This window comes from Vallitalea okinawensis, from assembly GCF_002964605.1.
In the GTDB taxonomy this organism is placed as follows: domain Bacteria; phylum Bacillota; class Clostridia; order Lachnospirales; family PQDH01; genus Vallitalea_A; species Vallitalea_A okinawensis.
Map to the genome: position 1 here is coordinate 592,791 of NZ_PQDH01000003.1, position 17,900 is coordinate 610,690.

Annotated in this window: 20 protein-coding genes and 1 pseudogene; all 21 read right to left on the reverse strand. The window is 31.8% G+C overall.

Going from position 1 to position 17,900, the window contains the following annotated elements:
- Positions 1–40: 40 nt before the first annotated feature.
- A complete protein-coding gene (locus tag C1Y58_RS12255) occupies positions 41–676 on the reverse strand; it encodes a histidine phosphatase family protein (RefSeq protein ID WP_105616331.1) in 636 nt (211 codons plus the stop codon).
- Between the two features lie 131 nt (positions 677–807).
- Entirely contained in the window at positions 808–1,515 is a 708-nt protein-coding gene (locus C1Y58_RS12260; protein WP_105616332.1) for a DUF5131 family protein, read from the reverse strand.
- A 27-nt stretch (positions 1,516–1,542) separates the two neighbouring features.
- Positions 1,543–2,547, reverse strand: coding sequence for a phosphotransferase enzyme family protein (locus tag C1Y58_RS12265; protein WP_105616333.1), 1,005 nt, complete (start codon positions 2,545–2,547; stop codon positions 1,543–1,545).
- A 23-nt stretch (positions 2,548–2,570) separates the two neighbouring features.
- Complete coding sequence (locus tag C1Y58_RS12270; protein ID WP_105616334.1) at positions 2,571–3,509, reverse strand: GNAT family N-acetyltransferase; 939 nt, start codon at positions 3,507–3,509, stop codon at positions 2,571–2,573.
- A gap of 32 nt (positions 3,510–3,541) precedes the next feature.
- On the reverse strand, positions 3,542–3,943 hold the full coding sequence (locus C1Y58_RS12275) for a VOC family protein (protein ID WP_105616335.1): 402 nt from the start codon (positions 3,941–3,943) through the stop codon (positions 3,542–3,544).
- Positions 3,944–4,002: 59 nt separating this feature from the next.
- Complete coding sequence (locus C1Y58_RS12280; RefSeq protein ID WP_157950066.1) at positions 4,003–4,557, reverse strand: hypothetical protein; 555 nt, start codon at positions 4,555–4,557, stop codon at positions 4,003–4,005.
- A 176-nt stretch (positions 4,558–4,733) separates the two neighbouring features.
- Positions 4,734–5,507 carry a GNAT family N-acetyltransferase gene (locus C1Y58_RS12285; RefSeq protein ID WP_105616337.1) on the reverse strand — a complete coding sequence of 258 codons (774 nt, stop codon included), beginning with the start codon at positions 5,505–5,507 and terminating at the stop codon, positions 4,734–4,736.
- 340 nt (positions 5,508–5,847) lie between these two features.
- Positions 5,848–6,180, reverse strand: a complete 333-nt coding sequence (locus C1Y58_RS12290) for a DUF2164 domain-containing protein (RefSeq protein WP_330404425.1) — start codon at positions 6,178–6,180, stop codon at positions 5,848–5,850.
- Positions 6,172–7,080: pseudogene (locus tag C1Y58_RS26895) on the reverse strand (serine hydrolase domain-containing protein); the annotation flags it as partial. The gene C1Y58_RS12290 and the pseudogene C1Y58_RS26895, both read right to left, overlap by 9 nt.
- A 2-nt stretch (positions 7,081–7,082) precedes the next feature.
- On the reverse strand, positions 7,083–7,541 hold the full coding sequence (locus C1Y58_RS12300) for a VOC family protein (RefSeq protein WP_105616339.1): 459 nt from the start codon (positions 7,539–7,541) through the stop codon (positions 7,083–7,085).
- 67 nt (positions 7,542–7,608) lie between these two features.
- The gene (locus C1Y58_RS12305) at positions 7,609–8,340 is read right to left on the reverse strand and encodes a GNAT family N-acetyltransferase (RefSeq protein ID WP_105616340.1); all 732 of its coding nucleotides are present in this window, start codon (positions 8,338–8,340) and stop codon (positions 7,609–7,611) included.
- Between the two features lie 63 nt (positions 8,341–8,403).
- Positions 8,404–9,438 (reverse strand): serine hydrolase domain-containing protein, encoded by a 1,035-nt coding sequence (locus tag C1Y58_RS12310; RefSeq protein ID WP_105616341.1) that lies wholly within the window; start codon positions 9,436–9,438, stop codon positions 8,404–8,406.
- A gap of 137 nt (positions 9,439–9,575) precedes the next feature.
- Positions 9,576–10,127 carry a DJ-1/PfpI family protein gene (locus C1Y58_RS12315; protein WP_105616342.1) on the reverse strand — a complete coding sequence of 184 codons (552 nt, stop codon included), beginning with the start codon at positions 10,125–10,127 and terminating at the stop codon, positions 9,576–9,578.
- An 82-nt stretch (positions 10,128–10,209) separates the two neighbouring features.
- Positions 10,210–11,064: a sugar phosphate isomerase/epimerase family protein gene (locus C1Y58_RS12320; protein WP_105616343.1), complete on the reverse strand. Its 855-nt coding sequence runs from the start codon at positions 11,062–11,064 to the stop codon at positions 10,210–10,212.
- 249 nt (positions 11,065–11,313) lie between these two features.
- Complete coding sequence (locus C1Y58_RS12325; RefSeq protein WP_105616344.1) at positions 11,314–12,123, reverse strand: hypothetical protein; 810 nt, start codon at positions 12,121–12,123, stop codon at positions 11,314–11,316.
- 15 nt (positions 12,124–12,138) lie between these two features.
- Complete coding sequence (locus C1Y58_RS12330; protein ID WP_105616345.1) at positions 12,139–13,143, reverse strand: S66 family peptidase; 1,005 nt, start codon at positions 13,141–13,143, stop codon at positions 12,139–12,141.
- Positions 13,144–13,209: 66 nt separating this feature from the next.
- Positions 13,210–13,776, reverse strand: coding sequence for a nitroreductase family protein (locus C1Y58_RS12335; protein ID WP_105616346.1), 567 nt, complete (start codon positions 13,774–13,776; stop codon positions 13,210–13,212).
- A 93-nt stretch (positions 13,777–13,869) separates the two neighbouring features.
- Positions 13,870–14,682, reverse strand: a complete 813-nt coding sequence (locus C1Y58_RS12340; protein ID WP_157950067.1) for a DUF4037 domain-containing protein — start codon at positions 14,680–14,682, stop codon at positions 13,870–13,872.
- A gap of 140 nt (positions 14,683–14,822) precedes the next feature.
- Complete coding sequence (locus C1Y58_RS12345) at positions 14,823–15,632, reverse strand: hypothetical protein (protein ID WP_105616348.1); 810 nt, start codon at positions 15,630–15,632, stop codon at positions 14,823–14,825.
- Between the two features lie 265 nt (positions 15,633–15,897).
- Positions 15,898–16,944: a hypothetical protein gene (locus C1Y58_RS12350; RefSeq protein WP_105616349.1), complete on the reverse strand. Its 1,047-nt coding sequence runs from the start codon at positions 16,942–16,944 to the stop codon at positions 15,898–15,900.
- A 164-nt stretch (positions 16,945–17,108) separates the two neighbouring features.
- Complete coding sequence (locus C1Y58_RS12355) at positions 17,109–17,852, reverse strand: hypothetical protein (protein ID WP_105616350.1); 744 nt, start codon at positions 17,850–17,852, stop codon at positions 17,109–17,111.
- Positions 17,853–17,900 lie beyond the last annotated feature (48 nt).

Genomic DNA, 17,900 nt, shown 5'->3' on the forward strand with positions numbered 1-17,900 from the left:
TTCCTACCACCTCGTATAAATATCAGAGTTTTAATAGTGACTAACCATTGTGGTTCAATCCCATTAAATGTGACCTATCATTTAGTAGACATAAAGCATTTTGATTATATCTGCTACTTCTTAATATGGATATGCTTGCTGGAGAAGCAGTAAATATAGCTTCCTTAAACATTTCTGGAGTAAACTTTAGCCACCAACCTATGATGTAAGATAATGCACATCCATGTGTAACTATAACTAAATTCTTTTCGTTCTTATGATATATTCTTTCCATGCATTTAACAATTCTTATGTATAATTCTCTTGAAGTTTCTCCCTCTTCAAAAGCTCTGTGATCTATATCAAAACTACCCTCTAACATAGGTGCAGCATTTTCACTTACCCAATCTTTGGTTTTCCAAGCTGCGATACCTGTATTAATTTCTCTTAAGTCGAACTCTGTTTTAACTTTTAAGTTTAAATGTTGTCCAACTATTTCTGCTGTTTGACTAGCTCTCAATAGATCGGAAGAAATTAATGTATATTCTTTAGAGTCTATTTTTTCTTTTAAAGCCTTACCGACTAAATCAGCTTGATTTCTACCTAAATCAGTCAGAGGTGTATCTGTCCACCCCCCTGACAAATTATTAATATGATGTTCTGATTGGCAATGCTGAATGAGTATTATTTCTTTCATTTTAATTCCCCTTTAACTTCTAACTAATTGGACCTACCGAAACAATGCTCTTTTTTCACATAACAATCTCAGCTAGCTTAACTTCTCTTTTCTTCATGCACAAACTACAGAGCATAAATTTCAAAAGGAGATTAGCAATTTATATTTGCTTTCCTTGCTTGTTTACACAAATCTTTAACAGCTAAATGATATTCTCTTCCATCCTTAATAAAATGTGAGCCACATTGCCTAAACTCAAAGTGTACATTTTTATGGATACATTGCTCTCTAATGTCAAGCACCCAGTCATAGTTCAGCGTACGTGCATTTCTATCTGACTCGCCACCTACTACAACTAATTCTACTTCATCCAAATACTTTCCTATATCTACTTTTTCAATTAATGGTTGGCAGATAATATTTTTATGTTTGATCGGCAACGTAGAAAACAATGAAAGTCGGTAATCTGCTCTATCTTGATTTTCAATTGTACAACCTACAGTTACATTGTCATATCCATTTTTCCAGTCCTGTGGGATGCATTTCATAAACCGTTCAATTCTTTTAGTAAGAAAAACAAAATGCAAATCAGAACGCTCCTTGATCATTTCCCAGCATTCTTGACGCCAAGGATCGGCTTCTTCAATGAGAAAGTCACTAGAAAAACACAGAAACAACGTCTGCCCCGCTTTAATTTTATATTCTCCAGATTTGTTTTTAGCAATGGGAGCATTAAATTTGTCAGTTCGAGTAATAAGATTTGTATCAATATTTTTTCTACGATCCCCTTTGTGGATATAACAGTATTTACAGCCCTCGCTATATTTGTGGCAGCCCCGCCACGGATTCCACGTAGCCATGTATACATCTCCTCATGATGATTTTTTCTATCTTAACCAATATAATAAGTCAGGAATTAATCTTGAATAAGCATTAATTGATTGCATGGTACTAACAACTTCTTTTGTACCTAATTTTTGCTCCTCTTCACTGCTGCACTCTATTCTTAGTGAACGTTTCATATTGTATTCAAGCCATTGGAGTTTTCCTTTAAACACACTATATATAGTATCTTCTTTGTTACTGTTCATGGTTCCACCATTTTCAATATATGCATCAATAACTGCACAAAATAATTCTTTATCATGCTTTTCATCACCTGACCAATATAAAGCGACTTCTAAGAGTTCCAGCGAAGGATTCATATAACCCGCTGCTTCCCAATCAATAATCATAGGCTTACCAGCATCATCCCATAAAACATTTTTAGGGTCTAAATCTCTATGACAGATGACTACCTCATTGAAACTATTTAGTATAGCTGCATTTGCTTGATTCTCAAGTTTATACAGTGTATCTGGGTTTTCTTTAAATTCATTAGCCCAAATCAAATCGAGTTTTCTTGCCTTTTCGAATAACATATTCCAATTTGTAGTATTAAGATTCATCTTATTTTCATGATTACTTGAGATTGATGAGAAGTCCAATTGGTGAATTCTTGCTAGTAATTCACCAATCATTCTGCACTTATCTCTATCTACACTCTCAACTTTCAGCGCTTTTCCATCAACCCATGAAAAAACTAAGTAGTATTGACCATCAACTTTATGAATGCTATTCCCATTGACACTTATTGCCGGAAGCGCGTTAATACCACTATCTGCAACTTTATTTACTACTTTTTCAGAGAAAATATAGTTACCCATTGCAGTTTCTCTTTGCATGATTTGTGGGTTTAAAGCTTTTACTGCATAACATCCTCTATCCGTTTTCAACTGAAACATTAAGTGCAATAAACCGCCTGAAATCTGTTTAGGTTCATCTATTATACTTCCTAATGAAAGTTTGTTACTTAACTCATTAAAATTCAAATTATATGCTAAGTTCTCCATTGTTATCCTCTCGGTTCTCTTTATTATAATAGTCCTCTCATTTTTTCTACAAACCAGTTAAATTCCTCTACTGATTCATAGGGTGATGGCTCTGTTATGCGATAATCGATGGGAGCGCTAGGAAAATCGTCATTTAAATACCTTGGAAATAGATGAGCATGAAGATGAGGCATTGAATTCCCGTGGATTTCATAATTGATTTTTATAGCCCCAGTTACTTGATGTAAAGCTTTAGCCACCTTCTGAACATCTGCCATAAAATTTGCCATATCATCTCTTGGTAAATCATAAAAATGCTCTGAATGCTTCTTACTAAGCACATGACATTTACCAAAGAGTCTCCCCTGAGCTTCTTCATAACACTCCACCCACGAGTTGGCTAGTTCTTTTATTAATATGGGTGGGTACGGCGCTTCTTGACCTTGACAAACAGGGCAGCTATTCTTTTCAGCCCATTTAGAATATCTATTAAAATTATAGTGAAAACTAGCACCCTTCTTCTTATATGTAGTAGGTATAGCCATTTTCCAAATTGGATTATTAAGTTTATCTGTTAGTGTTTTATCAATATCAATGAAGCCAAATTTTCTATAAACTTTTTTAGCCGGAATTCCTGGTGGATAGTCATCTGGGTATGTTTCAACAGTTATGTCTTTGCCCCAATCTAGCTGATTAATAGCGCATTTAAGTAATTTTTCACCTATTCCATTACTGCGGTATTTTTCAAATACTCCAAACCATGTAATTCTATTATGTGTTCTTGAAAATCCGATAATACCAAAACATGCATTTGTCATTCTGTCTGTTGCAATTATAGCTTCATTTTTGCTTAACTTACTATCCATATATGCATGAAATTCAGGGTCATTAGCCATATCTGGTGCCCGAAAAACATCTGCAACATCTTCAGCTAGTTTTATCCAATCCTCTTTGTCTTTTTCTAATGCAAACCTAATTAACATAGCGCCCCCCCTTTATTTTACCTCTTGATTATTTATCCATTACTTTTAGCAAATGCAATAATATGTCCATCAAGATCGATTCCATAAGATACATAATCACCCCATGTTCTTAATTCTGTTTTACTGATTCCCTTTCCACCAGCCATAATCAATCTATTATAGCTTTCATCTGGATTATCAACAAAGAGATATAATTCACATCTTGGGATACCACTTCCATCGCTAGGATTAGGTACACCTTCACCCAGTATTCTTCTAATTCCTTCATCTGGCATAAGACCTAAATGTGAACTGTCAGATAGTTTGAACTCTGTCATCCCAGGAACATGTAATAATGGCTCGTATTCTAATACAGCTTCATAAAACACTTTACTCTTTTCCTGATCTTTGACATAAAGAATAAACATTGACCTATTAACCTTAGTGTTACACATATCCCCACTCCTTAAATTAAGATTACTTTTAATGCAGTAGATAATTCGAATCTTCTATGTCAATTAACAAAATAAGTACCAGATGTAGCTTGTATTACTTTGTTGTTCCTATTCTTTTCAATAGAATCTAATTCACCTTGTTCCAAAAGCTTATTGATTATATCGCATTCTTCCTCAGTCCTAATTTGTACAGGGTCATAGATCTCCTTAACTTCCTGATAACCAGTCAACCAGAATTTAGGACTAATATAAGATTTGATTTCTGCTGATAATTCTGACCTTTTAAAATCATATTGATTATATAAAACATTTCCAATATATTCACTGATATATCCATTTTTCTCATCTCGGATAGTGACTCTTGTCAAATTTTCATCATGGTATGTTAATATTACTCTTCCAACATCTTTTCCATAAAAATAATCTTCATAATACACGCCATTAATTTCTGAAACTTCTTTATTGATAGGTATTAATGATTCATATGCTATTAGCAAATCATTGTTATCCAGCTTATTATTTCGATCAAGTCTGTATATAGTAAAGGGTAATATCGCTACAGTTAAAATGATGAAAACAAATATGCTAATCCGTTTTATATGTTTACTACTCATATTCACCAACTCTCTTCCAGTCAATATCATCTATTATTGTAAAAAACATATTCCTTCATTATACCACATTATAGCAATAATGTAATTACCATCACTATAATAACTAATTAAAAACCAACCTTAGTTAAAATAGGTTGGTCAAACTTTAAAAATACACGATCATTAACTTTTCCTTGCTATATATCTCTTGACCAATATATAGCCGGTACCCCATGTTCTTCTTCAAATCCAAGCTTATTTGCAAGGTGTATGGACTCTTCTCTAAAGGGCCAACATGACCAACTAGGTAGTAGATTATTTTCTAGGCAATAATCGATGAATGCAATAATAGCTATTGTTGCGTATCCCTTCCCTCTATAGTGTTCTCTCGTACTGATACTTATTTCTGCCTGTCCACATCCTACAGCTACGGATATGCATTCACTTACAACAACATCATCGCAGAAAATACAGAAGCCAAAATTGGATGGATACTGCTCAATGGTTTTAAACTTTTTATGACTATCAATAATCTTTTGATTAATCTTTCTTAATTCAATTTTTTTTGATCTACTCATCTCACTTAATACAGCTTCCCTATATTTGCTTTTATTAAAGCCAAATGTTTTACGTTGGATTTTTATACAACCGCTATTTAGGAGAAACTGTTCTACAACCTTCCAATTTGATGAACCTAAAAAAAGAATCAATTCATCACCTTGTGAATCGTTTATCCTATACTCCATTATATATTTACATATACTCTCATTGAAATCTTTGTTATCTTCACAACCAATTAAAAAAGAAAAGTCACTCTCTATGTAAGCTGATCTCGGATTGTCTGTATTATCAACAAAGATTTTCCCTGGTGAATTCCCTTCAATTACCGAATGAATTAAGACTTCACTATACTGTATATCTTTAATAAGTGGAGTAATTCTTTTATATTCCTTTTGTACTAATTCAAACATTCATGCTCCCTCCATTCTATTAAACTTTATTTTTTTAGGAAACATTTTAACTTCCTCAAGCTACTATTGTGTTACCAAAGGGCTCACCTCCAAAAATATTGGTAATGTATTAAGTATATAACTTTATACGTTCATTCAATTTCAACTATTATATCACAATATTTAGCTGATGTGATTATGTATGGTTTATAGAAAATGTTTATAACCATTTTCTACCCTCAAAAAGAACCAGCCTTTTTTTAGACTGGTCAAATCCTTGTTAATATTTATTGATCAATTAACACAGGATGAATCATAGCATCCTTTCTCAATATCCTATCACATGTTAATCTTTGTAGATCTACTTAAATAGTATATCATAATCAAAGTCAATATCTTCTAACCTTTTAGAAGTCCAAAACCTGGCATCATCTAATGATTTATTATAGATTGATGTTGCTAGATTATCGAGGAAGAAATCTAAGACCTTACCTGCCTCCATTGTTCCAATTTCATCATCTCGCTCTTGTTCAAAAAATGTTTGTATCTCTCTTAATAACTTAATACGCTCTTCTTGTTGTAGGTTAAGCACCTTTTTATCAAGACAACCTCCACTAAGAACTGTATCACTTGATCTAATCATTCCCAAAAATTCTTTAACTAAAAGTTTATTTTCAGGATGTGGTCTATCCATATCCGACGTAATGACAAATATAAGCTCTAATTCTGGTATCACAAATAGATACTGACCTCCGAAACCTCCTGCATAGTAACATTGATAATGACTATATTCTGTAAGCCACCACAAATAACCATAAGGCTTATTTTCAGGATGAGTACCATCTACTTGAATTGTTGTTGCTTCATCTATATATTTCGGTGAAATGATTTGTTTTCCATCCCATTGACCATTTTTCAAGTAAAGATAACCTAATTTTGCTATATCCCTAGTCTTCATGAGTAAACACTCAGTGTCATAGAAATCAGTGTTCCATACATAGTCATCAATCCCAAGATGGGACAACAACTTTTCATCAGTATAGGATACAAAATCTACTCCTGAGAGTTTTTCAATTATGTAATATAAAATATGTGGGTCTGGTTTATACTCAAATACCAGGCCAGGCTCATTAGCAACCCTTAATGATAATGGAAGCCTAATATCATTGTATTTTTCATTATTAGCAAACTCATAATCAGGGGCTGGCTAAATTATTCCTGATGTCTTTGTTAAAAGATGCTTAATCGTAATCCTTTTAAAATTTACATCTAGATCATCAGGAATTTCTTCACTAAAAATATCTGTTACATTCTGGTCAACACTTTCGATTAGTTCATTTTTTAGAGCTACACCTATTACAGTAGATAGAAAACTTTTAAACATGCATGCACTTTCATGTAAAGAGTGTTTTGAATAACCTTTAAAAAATTTTTCATATATAATAGCATCTTCTTTAACCACAACAATACTTTTTATCTGTGGGAATTCATTAATGATCATTTCATTTAAATTATCGATTATTTCTTGATTAATACTTTTTGATTCAGGAGTAGATTTCTTCCAATGCTTTGTTGGATAATGTATTTTCTTCATTGTTATTTACTCCAATTTTGAATTTCAATAAAATTACCTTCTGGGTCAGATGCATATACTGCTGTCAAGACTCCGATACCTTCATATTCTTTTCTAACCATTTCCCCTAACTGTCCTCCACCATTTTTTAATATCTTTTTCAGTACTACTTCAACAGAGTCAACATGAAAGGCAAGATGACCGAACCCCATTTGATTAATATGTTTCTCTGCATACACTTTATCTGTTGGAGAATACTCAAAAATTTCTAAGGTTGGGCCATTTTCATAACCAGGTAAGCTTAGATGGATACCCTTTATAGACACTTCTGATATTCCTGTTAAATCGTCTAACCATTTTCCTGACAGATTTCTCTCAGGTGGAATGGGTTTACAACCGAAAATGTTAATATAAAAACTAGCTAATCTTTTCCAATCTTCTGCAATTAAGTTAGTATGGACATATCGTATTTTATCATTCATTAAACTTATTCCTTTCTTCTTAACAAAAATGAATTCTTATGAGAAAAATATTTTAAGTCACGAATTTCTATAATTTTCTATACCAGTACCTGTAGACCTCTTCAAATCCCAATTTGCGATACAGATTATCTGCTACAGTATTACTAACTACAACCTGCAAATATGCTTTATTAGCTCCTAATTTACTGGCTTCTGAAAGAATACTATTCATTACATCCTTTCCGTATCCTTTTCCTCTATAAGACTCATCTACATATATATCAAATATACCTACATAGCCTTTATCAATAACACCATATCCAAAGCCCACCGCTTTGCAGCATTCTCTTTGAGTAATCCAAATAGTCTTTCCAATTATACACTTCAACATTGATCTTAATGTTTTAGCATTATTAATATCCATCTTTGTACTTGCAATATATTCGTCTAACCATTCTTCACTGTATTCATACCTTACTTCAGCAGATGTTTCATGAATTAAATTATGCATCTTCAAATTAATAACTCTTACAGATGTTTCATCAATTCTTTTATATCCTAAGTCATGAAGCTTATTATCTAGAGTCAATGAAACACCATCAGAAGTTATTTTATATATGGTTGGAAGTCCAAATTTTTCATAGAATGCCCTACAGCATTCTATTTTCTGAATTATGTCAATCTTTGAGCTATAGATAGGGTTAACTGAATTTGCTCTCTTTGTATAACCATTAGAAACTCTTAGAACCCATCCATCATATAAATAAGTTTGTAAAGATGGCCACGCATTCATAGATAACTCTTCAATAAATCTAATCATATTCCCACCTCATATTATAGCTTCTAGCTTATTAACTAATACATAACTTAATTCTTATTCCAACTAATCTAAACAATTTAACATCCTATAGATTAATTGAAAAGGATTCTTCTTCACCTGATTCAGCGTGCCAGCTATATAAACTTTTTTAGATGGACAATAAAACGCAAAACTCCCTGTAGATCCTGAATGCCCTAGTATTTCAGGTGCAGGAATAAAAGGTGACATCACTCTTGACATTTTACATCTCATCATACCCATACTATATTCCAGAGGAAACCACTGAATTCTATGCCAATTATTATCAGTAATATACTTTCTCGGAAAAAGATTACCTCGATAAAACGCTTTTAAGAATCTTATTAAGTCATCTGCATCTGAAATTATGCCACCTGATGCAGGTTGACTAGATAATACCAAAGGACGGTCCAGTTTCTTCTTTCCCCAGTATATTGGTGTATATATTTCATCATTTCCTGTACATAAGTATGTCGACTTTAACTCTAAAGGTTTTATTATGTATTCACTATAGAGACTTGTTAATGATTGTCCCGTCACTGTTTTTGATAGCTCTCCTAATAATTCAAAATTCAAATCAGAATAGTAGGCTTTTTCTTGCGTACCATTTATAAAATGAGGTCTAAGCTTTCTAGTTCTATCTAATATTTCTTGTAAAGTAATTTCATAATCTTTTTCATATACATCTTTTAAAAAAGAATTATGGTCTTTACTTTTTTCAGTATAATAGTCTGCTAGCCCACTTGTTTGACATAAGAGTTGCTTAATGGTAATGAATCCACTATAATCTTTACCTTTGACAATATGAATACCTTTCAGTATATCAGCACTTACATATTTACCAATGGGATCATCCAGTGACATCTTTTTCTTTTCTACTAAGTTAAATATAACAGCTGCGGTAAACATTTTAGTTATACTAGCGATTGCAAAAGTCTTTAGCTCTTTAGCTGATCCGGCCTCTCCCCTCCAAATCAACTCGTCATTCTCATTAGCTATTTTTACTGTAGCATTAAAGACTTTCTTTTCATCACAACTATTTACTAATATTTTATTTAGCTTTCTAATATTGACCTTCATTCTCTACTCCTATCCTGCTCTCTTAACAAATAATCAACTTTTTCAATTAACTTGTTTATATCGCCTAGCACACCTTATTAATCAACAGTTACTTTTCCATTGTATTTCTATTTTAAGGTTTTTGTTATTAGTCATGACTATTCCTTAAAATACTTGAAGAAATTTATTGTCCCTTTTAAATCCTCTTCATTATCATATATGGATATCAACTTACCTAGTTCTATACCAAAATCCACATATCCTGTTGGTTTTGCAGTTACAATATTTCCATCCACTACGACATTGGAGCCTTCATAATTATCTTTATTAAAATACTTTAGAGATCTCTCATCTTTACTAACAGTATATTTTACATCTTGTATTATTCCTGCTTTAGCTAAATGTACAGGACCAGCACATATAGCTCCAATAATTGCTTTCTCGTTATTTGCTCTTCGCACTAAATCATATACCTCTTTCTTATCATATAACTCATTTGGATCTCCACCAGGTATTAATAGAACACCCACATCATTGATATCGATATCCTTTACCAATTTATGTGGAACATATTTAAATCCCTCACACGATGTTATAGGATTATCATCAACTGCTATTGTAATAATATCACCTTTACTCTTCAATAATAAGCTTGCTATAACTACTTCAAAATTTGCGAACCCTTCATAAATAAGTATGTATGTATTCATATCTCATCCTCCACTATTATTAATGTCACACATTCTAAAATCTTTATCAACCAATCTTTCCTTAAATCCAATAATATACTTTCTAAAACGAATATCCTGATTGTCTTAATCTACATATAGATTCTTTTAAAGCTTCAATTGTTTTAGTTTCGATAACTACCGAATACTCTTCTTTATAAGCTAAATCTATGTATTTATTAATATCAAGATCCCCATCATATAAGACCATATGATTTTGCTGACCACGAGCATCATGTAGATGCATATGTTTAAGTTTATTTATATTCTTAAGTATGTAATCTTTATCTAGATTTCCACTTGAGTAGTCATGTCCTATATCCCAAGTGAGCGCAAATCCATCGTCTTTTAAAAGTTCATCCATTATTGAAGTGATGAATTGTTTATCATATACTCCTGTATTTTCAATAGCAACCTTAATGGGGTATTGGCCAATTCTTTCAATGACTTGTTTTGCAAATGACTTAAAGGTTTGGCAGTATTCCATATTATATTTCTCATATAAAAATACTTTCTTTGATGGTAGTGTAAAATGAATCCCTTTACTCATGTGCATATTCATTATTTTACTGCCAATTCTTTTCATGATGTCTATTACTTCAAAAACAGTTTTCCAGTGAGCATCTCTTATCATTTTGTTGAAATGCGCAATTTCTAAATCTTCTGGCAAATGGAAAGTAAAGAAAATGTCGTGTTTCTGCTGTAATAAAAGTAGCTCACTGGCTTTCAATCGATCTACCTGATACTGAGGTAGGTTTAGATTTATTTCAATAAAATTTAAACCTAGGTCTTTACATAGTTTAATATTTTCCTCTATAGTATTTAATTCAATAAGTGTTGGCATTCCAATATTCAAGTACAAAGCCCCCATTCCCCTTTTATTATCTTCTCGCTCTTTTAGAGCATCAGCATAAGACACAAACCTTGGGTTTGACTCCTTATAGCCAAGTTTTTCTTTGTTATATTCTTACGATAGCAATGCAATGTCATTTATTATAAACAAAGTTGTAGTTCTTGATATATTCGAACTACAACTACCACAACAACAATCTTTCTCTATTTTACCTCATAATTACTATACTGTCCATAATGTGCTGTACTTCTGATTGTTTAGCTCCAACTCACATCCACGCCCTTGATAGAACTAATTCCTATAATATTTAAGAGGTCATATTTCGCTTTCTAAATAATACCTTTGAATCATGTTAAGAGTAAAATCATATAACCTCTTTCGCACATCGCCATCAAGAAGTTGTGTTTTAGCTTCATTTATGTAAAAATAATATAAATCATCGATTATTTCTAATTCTCTTGTGTCTGATAAGTTTTTCTTACTGAATAGATATACATCTCTTTTATCAATACTTGATAGTCCTTTTTCGATGCATAGACATCTAATTGTTTCCCATGCATTTTTAATTTGAGTTATAGTCCCATTGGTCATATCATAAGCAGAAACCCTATCCCCTAAATCAATAACTGAATTTTGTAGTCTTTTTATTCGAATAGTAACAAAATATTGAGGCTTAATTTTCGTATAATAGCATGTAATGTCTTTACCATATATAACATCATGATGTTTGATACTATCAAAAGCATAAAACCACAGCTTAGGATATCCATTTGGAATGTTCTTCAAACTCCATTCATCTATAGCTCTATTTCCACATTCTTTTACGGTATTAATGTCTTGCCATTGAATATCATAGATTAGCGGTTTTCTATGTTGGGCTCTTTTAGGTAAATTACTTTGAACATTCCCTATTACTCCTTCGATATGCTTCTTAACTTCTAAATCTATATTTTTATGTAATGTTGTGATTGTAATATCAATATCACTGGAATCTTCGACGAAGTCTCCCCTTATAATACTTCCATCTATCATCACACTAACAACTTCATTCTTAATTAATGTATGGATTATTTGGAGCTCATATTTTAATTGTTCTATATTCTCTAGAACTCGATCTATTATCATTCGAGGATTCTCCTATCATCCATCTTTATATCTATCAAAAATATTACTCTCTAATACTATTTTCTGATTGGTAGCATCTAAGTATATTTGACTTCCCAATGGTAATGTAAGCATTGGATGTGTATGGCAACAATCAAAATCAGCAATAAAAGGTAATTCCTGCCCATTCAGTACTTCTAAAAGGATCTCATAGGGCTTTCTTCCAGTACCCTTATCATCAAACAACTCATGTTTACCCAATATAATACCTGAAACTTTATCAAATATCCCATTAATCTTTAAGAGTGAAAAGCTCCTCTCAATCGTAGCTGCATCTTTTAGAGAGTCTTCTATAAAAAGAATATCTCCTTTTTCAATTATAGGCATATACTTGCTGCCCCATATTCCTGTAATTGTATTCAAATTCCCCCCAATAACTCTTCCTTTAGTACTACCACCATATACAGTTATCCAATTATTGAGGCTTTTACTTTTCCCTCTATTCTGTTCCACCCACTTTATGTACTCTTCTGTCCAATATTTTGGCATTGTATATTCATAATGATCTTCCTTATTATCTACTATTTCAATAAAGCTCTTGTATGTTTCATCAACAAAAGGCGGAAATTCGCCAAAGGATGCTACCAATGCTGGACCATAGAAGGTTGGAATTTCAGTCTGTGCATACAGGGCAAGTAAAATTGCAGTTACATCAGAATAACCTATAACGATTTTAGGATTACTCTTAAATGCTGTATAGTCTATATAGGGGAGTATAGAGTTGGAATTCATACCACCAATCGTTGACATTATACAATGAACATTTGGATCCCTTATTAATTGGTTCAATTCTTCAGCTCGCTCTTTTATTGTTCCAGACCTATAATAGTCTTCTTTGCCAGTTAAATTACCTTCTATTATATTATAGCCTTTGTTTTCTAGATACTTCTTTGCCCTTTCAAATCTTGTAGGAACAGTATTTGTTATAGGTGATGATGGGGAAAATATACCAATATTATCTCCCTTTCTTAATCTTCTCATAGTAATTCTCCTTTGACATTTAGTTACTCCAAATATCTTATTATTCTTTCATAAAGTGGATAGTAACTACCCCATCCATTCAGCAACTTCTCTCCTTGACTTGCGTGGTCGTGGGTATGGTTCTTCACACCCATATCCTAATGCAACTGCTGCTACGAGTTCATCATCTCGATTTAGCCAAGAGCATATTTCATAATGCATATAAAATATATCACAAATCCAAAGAGACCCAAGTCCAAGATCCTTAGCAGCTAGTAACATTGTTTGTATAGCAGCACCTATTGATTGAGTATCAGTAAGGAGCCGATAATGATTGTAATCTTCTTCGTTTCTAGAAAAAGGATTGAATACCAAGATTACTACGGGTGCTTCATTCATCGCTTTCGCGCTTGTTTGGCAACTTCCTACGTCTAAACCTTTCTCTTTACGATTTTGAATATTTCTAGTTATAAGATTAACCAGTTCTTCTTTTTTGTTTCGTTGCAAGATAAGAAATCTCCATGGTTGGCGATTTTTACCTGATGGCGCTTTAGTAGATAAATCGATTAATTGTTCTATGATTTCTTTTGGTACCACTTTATTTTGAAATTTTCGTATACTTCTTCGTTTTGTTATAGCATCCAATGTTTCCATTTGGTCTTTCTCCTTTAATTTTTCCAATTAATCCTTTGTTGTATATCCAAAAGATCCATTAAATCCTCCTCTGGTAGTACAAATAATTACTATTCATTTTCGGATCAATTCTAAGAGCTCTTTACACAACTGTCTGAACTCTTCATAAGAATTTATCAATGTATTAGCATTTGCGCCATCTTGGAGTATTGACAATAGTCTTTCTGTACATCTACTAGGTTTAATTTCAAACTTGTCTATGTACTGAAGTGATCTTTTTCTACTAGGAAAGTATGTTTCGTTCATTGCAAATAGTGCAAGTAAAAAGTGATCCAATGCTATATCTAATGCAAAATGATAGAAGAGTACATCTTTGCGTTTTACAGCCCTTAGTAAATCCTCAACATCATTAAGTACTTCAAGATTGTAAGCAATCATTTTCTCTTTTAAAGTCTTTGGATATAAACTTAAAGCTCTTTTTAGTTCTTCAAGAAATTTATCTTTGTCATATAAAACTGTTAAACTCTCTAACATACCCAAACGTCCAATTGGAAAGAAATAATTATCAGCTCTTTCAAGATACTTACCGGTTAGAATTTCTTGCACATTTCTTATTACGTGGTTCTTATTAAAAAACATTAACCATGTATCAATTCCATTAATAGTGCAATAATCGGATAAGCCCCATGCTTCATTATTAAATACGCTTAGCTTTATATCTTTTATCTCATCCCCTAATGTCTCGAGATATTTCTTTCTGATCTGCTCATTCGGAACAATATCGCAATATATAAAAATATCAAAATCACCTTCTCCAGGTTTTGGATAAGGTTTTAGCTTTCCACTTAAACCTATAGCATTCACTGTATTAATGCCTGCTACTTGCTTTACTAATTCATTAAATATTTTTTCTATACCTTCCGCCATTAGCATCCCCCTCGTATAACTTAGATTTTAAATTATTTATCATGCAGCAAGATCTATTTGCATTGATAATCAATATGATCCATCATAAACTTCCTACCAGTCATCTTACCTTGTAAAAATAATGATAAATCAGAGGTGACTTAACCAATAACTTCTAAAAACATCAATAGAATCAGACCACAAACTATAAAACCACATATGGTTCTTATAGTCTTTTTCTGCTCACTGGTTATCAGCTTTCTTATGTAGGTAATGCAATAAAATAATAAAATTGATGTTACAATAATTCCGTTTGATGTTATATCATATAAATCTATGTCACTGATATCATATACAGAAAGAATAGTATAAATCTTAAGTATTAATATCTGAAACAATATAAATGTATTCATGTACCAAAAATTATTATCTTCCTTTTTGAAAACTAATATAGCATAGATATTTAGAAACAAGTTAACCAAAAAGATTAAGATTTGAATGTAATAATTTATACCATAAGACCATTCAGCATAATATGAGAACCGAAATCCTAAAAGTATCATCATGATACATAAAAGTAAATTTAAAGCATCAAACCATAGTAAAGATAATTTAAATGTTTTATTCTTCCATTGGTAATTACTAATTTCTTGATTTCTTTCTGAATCTCTCTCCTTCTTAAGTATCTTAGTAGACATTAACCATCCGACTAAAATACCAAAAATTAATGTATCAATAGTAATAACTTTAAATAAGGACTTGAAATAATTAGGTTCTGATGCCTTTACATCATCTTGATGAATAGTGACTAAAAAATCCATTAAACTATCATCCCCTAACTGTTCTTGAAACTCAGGTAAGACTATATTTTTAAATCTCAACTCACTCCTGTAATCTCTATAACCTGCTAACAATACTATACTAAATACTGATATTATAATAATCAAGCTAATTTTCATTTGCTCTCTCATTTATCTTCTCCTTTATCTAGTCAAATAAGGATAATATCTTCACGATTTGAGTGGGCGAACCAGACATCAATTCTATCGCCATCATGTACCTTATGAACTATCCTATTATTATATTATAGACTAATAAGGCACCAAAAGGATCTTCACCTTTACTCCGTGCTTCAAAAGCCATGTCTATTGCTATTCTTAGGAAATTAATATCTTTATCAATCATGCTCCAATCACCTATAACTTCTAATTATTGCTCCAATATTATAATCATTACTTAAGTAAACTCCCCTATTATTTCTAGAATTGCATGCACTTCTTCCTCATTTTCTAGAGATAGGTATATCGTTCTAGCATCAGCATGACCATAGCAACAATTTACACCGTCAATTACTTTTAAGTATGATTCACCTTTTCTTTTACATTTTCCACAAGATACACAACCAAACTTTTCGATAGCCGACATGATTGATTGGGGATATTTCTTACGATTGATAACTAAGTTCTCTAAAGTATTTTGGGGAATAGGAAAAAAAAGCCGTATACAATTACTAAATATTTGTACTCTACATATAAGTTTCTTTTTATCTTTTAGAAAACTTATATTCCAAAATGGACAACAATAACGTTGATAATAAATAGATGTTGACAATCCTATATCTAAAAGCCTTGTTACAAACCTGATATAGACACTTTTATTCAAAACTGAATTCACAATATCAGATCTCATTGGGCTAACTCTTTCACGGTTCGCGCTAATTTTCATAACAAGCCGACTATAATCTGCTTTAGCAAGCATACTTATGGCATCACCATATTCAGTCTTATTATCCACACTATCAAATGAATTTGATAAAAAGTTTAATGCAAGTGCTAGATTATTTGAATCCTTGAAATGAATATCAAACCAATTACAACGTTTGTAGTTATTAACTATTTTATCTTCCTTAAAATATTCAAAGTAAATTCCATAATGTTCAAGTGCTACAAGCGGAAAAAAAACGCTCTTTTTATATACTTTCTTAAATACGTCCTTTGGTACAGATAAATAGTATTCATCATCCTTTTTCTTGATTTCACCAGTAAGTGAAATAGCATATAGAAATAAATTGGCAGTATACGTTATATTATGATAACTTTCTAAATGATCAGAAACTATATATGTATCGACATCCCTATATATTTCTAATAGCAAATCACGTAAATCTGCTAACCCAATGACTGTCTCATTGTCACATGCAGTAATAAGATCATTAGGCAAATCACGCACATTGTTAAGCAAAAATTTTGCTCGCTCTGTAAAAGGAATTCCATCACCAAACATGTACTAACACCTCATTTAATATAGTGATTAAGAAACTATTACTTAATCTCATTGTATATTTAGCAACATTCACTTTTCATCCGAATAAAATATTTTAGTTATATATCGTTCTTATGATCAAGCTTTTATTCCTTTAACTAATGACAAAACAAAGCTCATCCCAATTATGGAAGCTCTGGGTATATTAGCGAATCCTCTTTAACCCAAATAGCTCTTCCTCCTACACAACTTAGTCTTACATAACCATTTCTAAATTCCTCTATTTTACCACTAATATTATCCGCGATTTCATAATTCACTTCACCCTCAAAATTTGGGAATTCATAACTTTCTACTATTTTCTCTCCATTTGTAATACTGACATTAGTTATTTGCTTTTGGTTTTCTTTAGAGTAGGGTATCGTTTCAGAAACTCTTATCCATCCTTTGTAATCCATCGGAGTATCATATACAGGTATAGCAACATAATACCATTCATTACCTAACTCACTATCTGTATGTACTTCAACTTTATCAAGCACCTGAATTAGCGTATTAGCTTCTATAACATTAATATCTTCTGCATATTCAACTGGTAATGCCTTTATTGAACCTTGATGATCTACAACCCTTAATAATTCATTGTCTTCATATCCGACATAAAGTAATCCTCCCCTAAATTGACTATACGCTGTTTCCTCAATTTCTAGCTGGAGGTTTTCAATATTGTCTTCTAATAGATCAATATTCTTTAATAAAGTCTCATTAGCCTCTTCAATCTCTCTATTTCTATCCATTAATTCTTTATTCTTATCTTCCAAGTCAGATATTTTCTTATTATATTCCTCTTTTATATCAGTATCTTCACTACATCCAAATAAAGATAATGATAGAACTACAACTATAGATAGAATTTTAATCTTTTTCATAAATTCCTCCGTATTGATAATAGTTATTTACTTGTTTTTTCTTGTAGA

Excerpts from the sequence above, each read along its gene's own strand:
- C1Y58_RS12345 (WP_105616348.1), bottom strand. The coding sequence starts at position 15,632 with ATGAGAGAGCAAATGAAAATTAGCTTGATTATTATAATATCAGTATTT.
- C1Y58_RS12290 (WP_330404425.1), bottom strand. The coding sequence starts at position 6,180 with ATGGATAGACCACATCCTGAAAATAAACTTTTAGTTAAAGAATTTTTG.
- C1Y58_RS12285 (WP_105616337.1), bottom strand. The coding sequence starts at position 5,507 with ATGTTTGAATTAGTACAAAAGGAATATAAAAGAATTACTCCACTTATT.
- C1Y58_RS12300 (WP_105616339.1), bottom strand. The coding sequence starts at position 7,541 with ATGAATGATAAAATACGATATGTCCATACTAACTTAATTGCAGAAGAT.
- C1Y58_RS12275 (WP_105616335.1), bottom strand. The coding sequence starts at position 3,943 with ATGTGTAACACTAAGGTTAATAGGTCAATGTTTATTCTTTATGTCAAA.
- C1Y58_RS12255 (WP_105616331.1), bottom strand. The coding sequence starts at position 676 with ATGAAAGAAATAATACTCATTCAGCATTGCCAATCAGAACATCATATT.
- C1Y58_RS12335 (WP_105616346.1), bottom strand. The coding sequence starts at position 13,776 with ATGGAAACATTGGATGCTATAACAAAACGAAGAAGTATACGAAAATTT.
- C1Y58_RS12265 (WP_105616333.1), bottom strand. The coding sequence starts at position 2,547 with ATGGAGAACTTAGCATATAATTTGAATTTTAATGAGTTAAGTAACAAA.
- C1Y58_RS12330 (WP_105616345.1), bottom strand. The coding sequence starts at position 13,143 with ATGAGAAGATTAAGAAAGGGAGATAATATTGGTATATTTTCCCCATCA.
- C1Y58_RS12355 (WP_105616350.1), bottom strand. The coding sequence starts at position 17,852 with ATGAAAAAGATTAAAATTCTATCTATAGTTGTAGTTCTATCATTATCT.
- C1Y58_RS12270 (WP_105616334.1), bottom strand. The coding sequence starts at position 3,509 with ATGTTAATTAGGTTTGCATTAGAAAAAGACAAAGAGGATTGGATAAAA.
- C1Y58_RS12350 (WP_105616349.1), bottom strand. The coding sequence starts at position 16,944 with ATGTTTGGTGATGGAATTCCTTTTACAGAGCGAGCAAAATTTTTGCTT.
- C1Y58_RS12315 (WP_105616342.1), bottom strand. The coding sequence starts at position 10,127 with ATGAATACATACATACTTATTTATGAAGGGTTCGCAAATTTTGAAGTA.
- C1Y58_RS12280 (WP_157950066.1), bottom strand. The coding sequence starts at position 4,557 with ATGAGTAGTAAACATATAAAACGGATTAGCATATTTGTTTTCATCATT.
- C1Y58_RS12305 (WP_105616340.1), bottom strand. The coding sequence starts at position 8,340 with ATGATTAGATTTATTGAAGAGTTATCTATGAATGCGTGGCCATCTTTA.
- C1Y58_RS12310 (WP_105616341.1), bottom strand. The coding sequence starts at position 9,438 with ATGAAGGTCAATATTAGAAAGCTAAATAAAATATTAGTAAATAGTTGT.
- C1Y58_RS12340 (WP_157950067.1), bottom strand. The coding sequence starts at position 14,682 with ATGGCGGAAGGTATAGAAAAAATATTTAATGAATTAGTAAAGCAAGTA.
- C1Y58_RS12325 (WP_105616344.1), bottom strand. The coding sequence starts at position 12,123 with ATGATAATAGATCGAGTTCTAGAGAATATAGAACAATTAAAATATGAG.
- C1Y58_RS12260 (WP_105616332.1), bottom strand. The coding sequence starts at position 1,515 with ATGGCTACGTGGAATCCGTGGCGGGGCTGCCACAAATATAGCGAGGGC.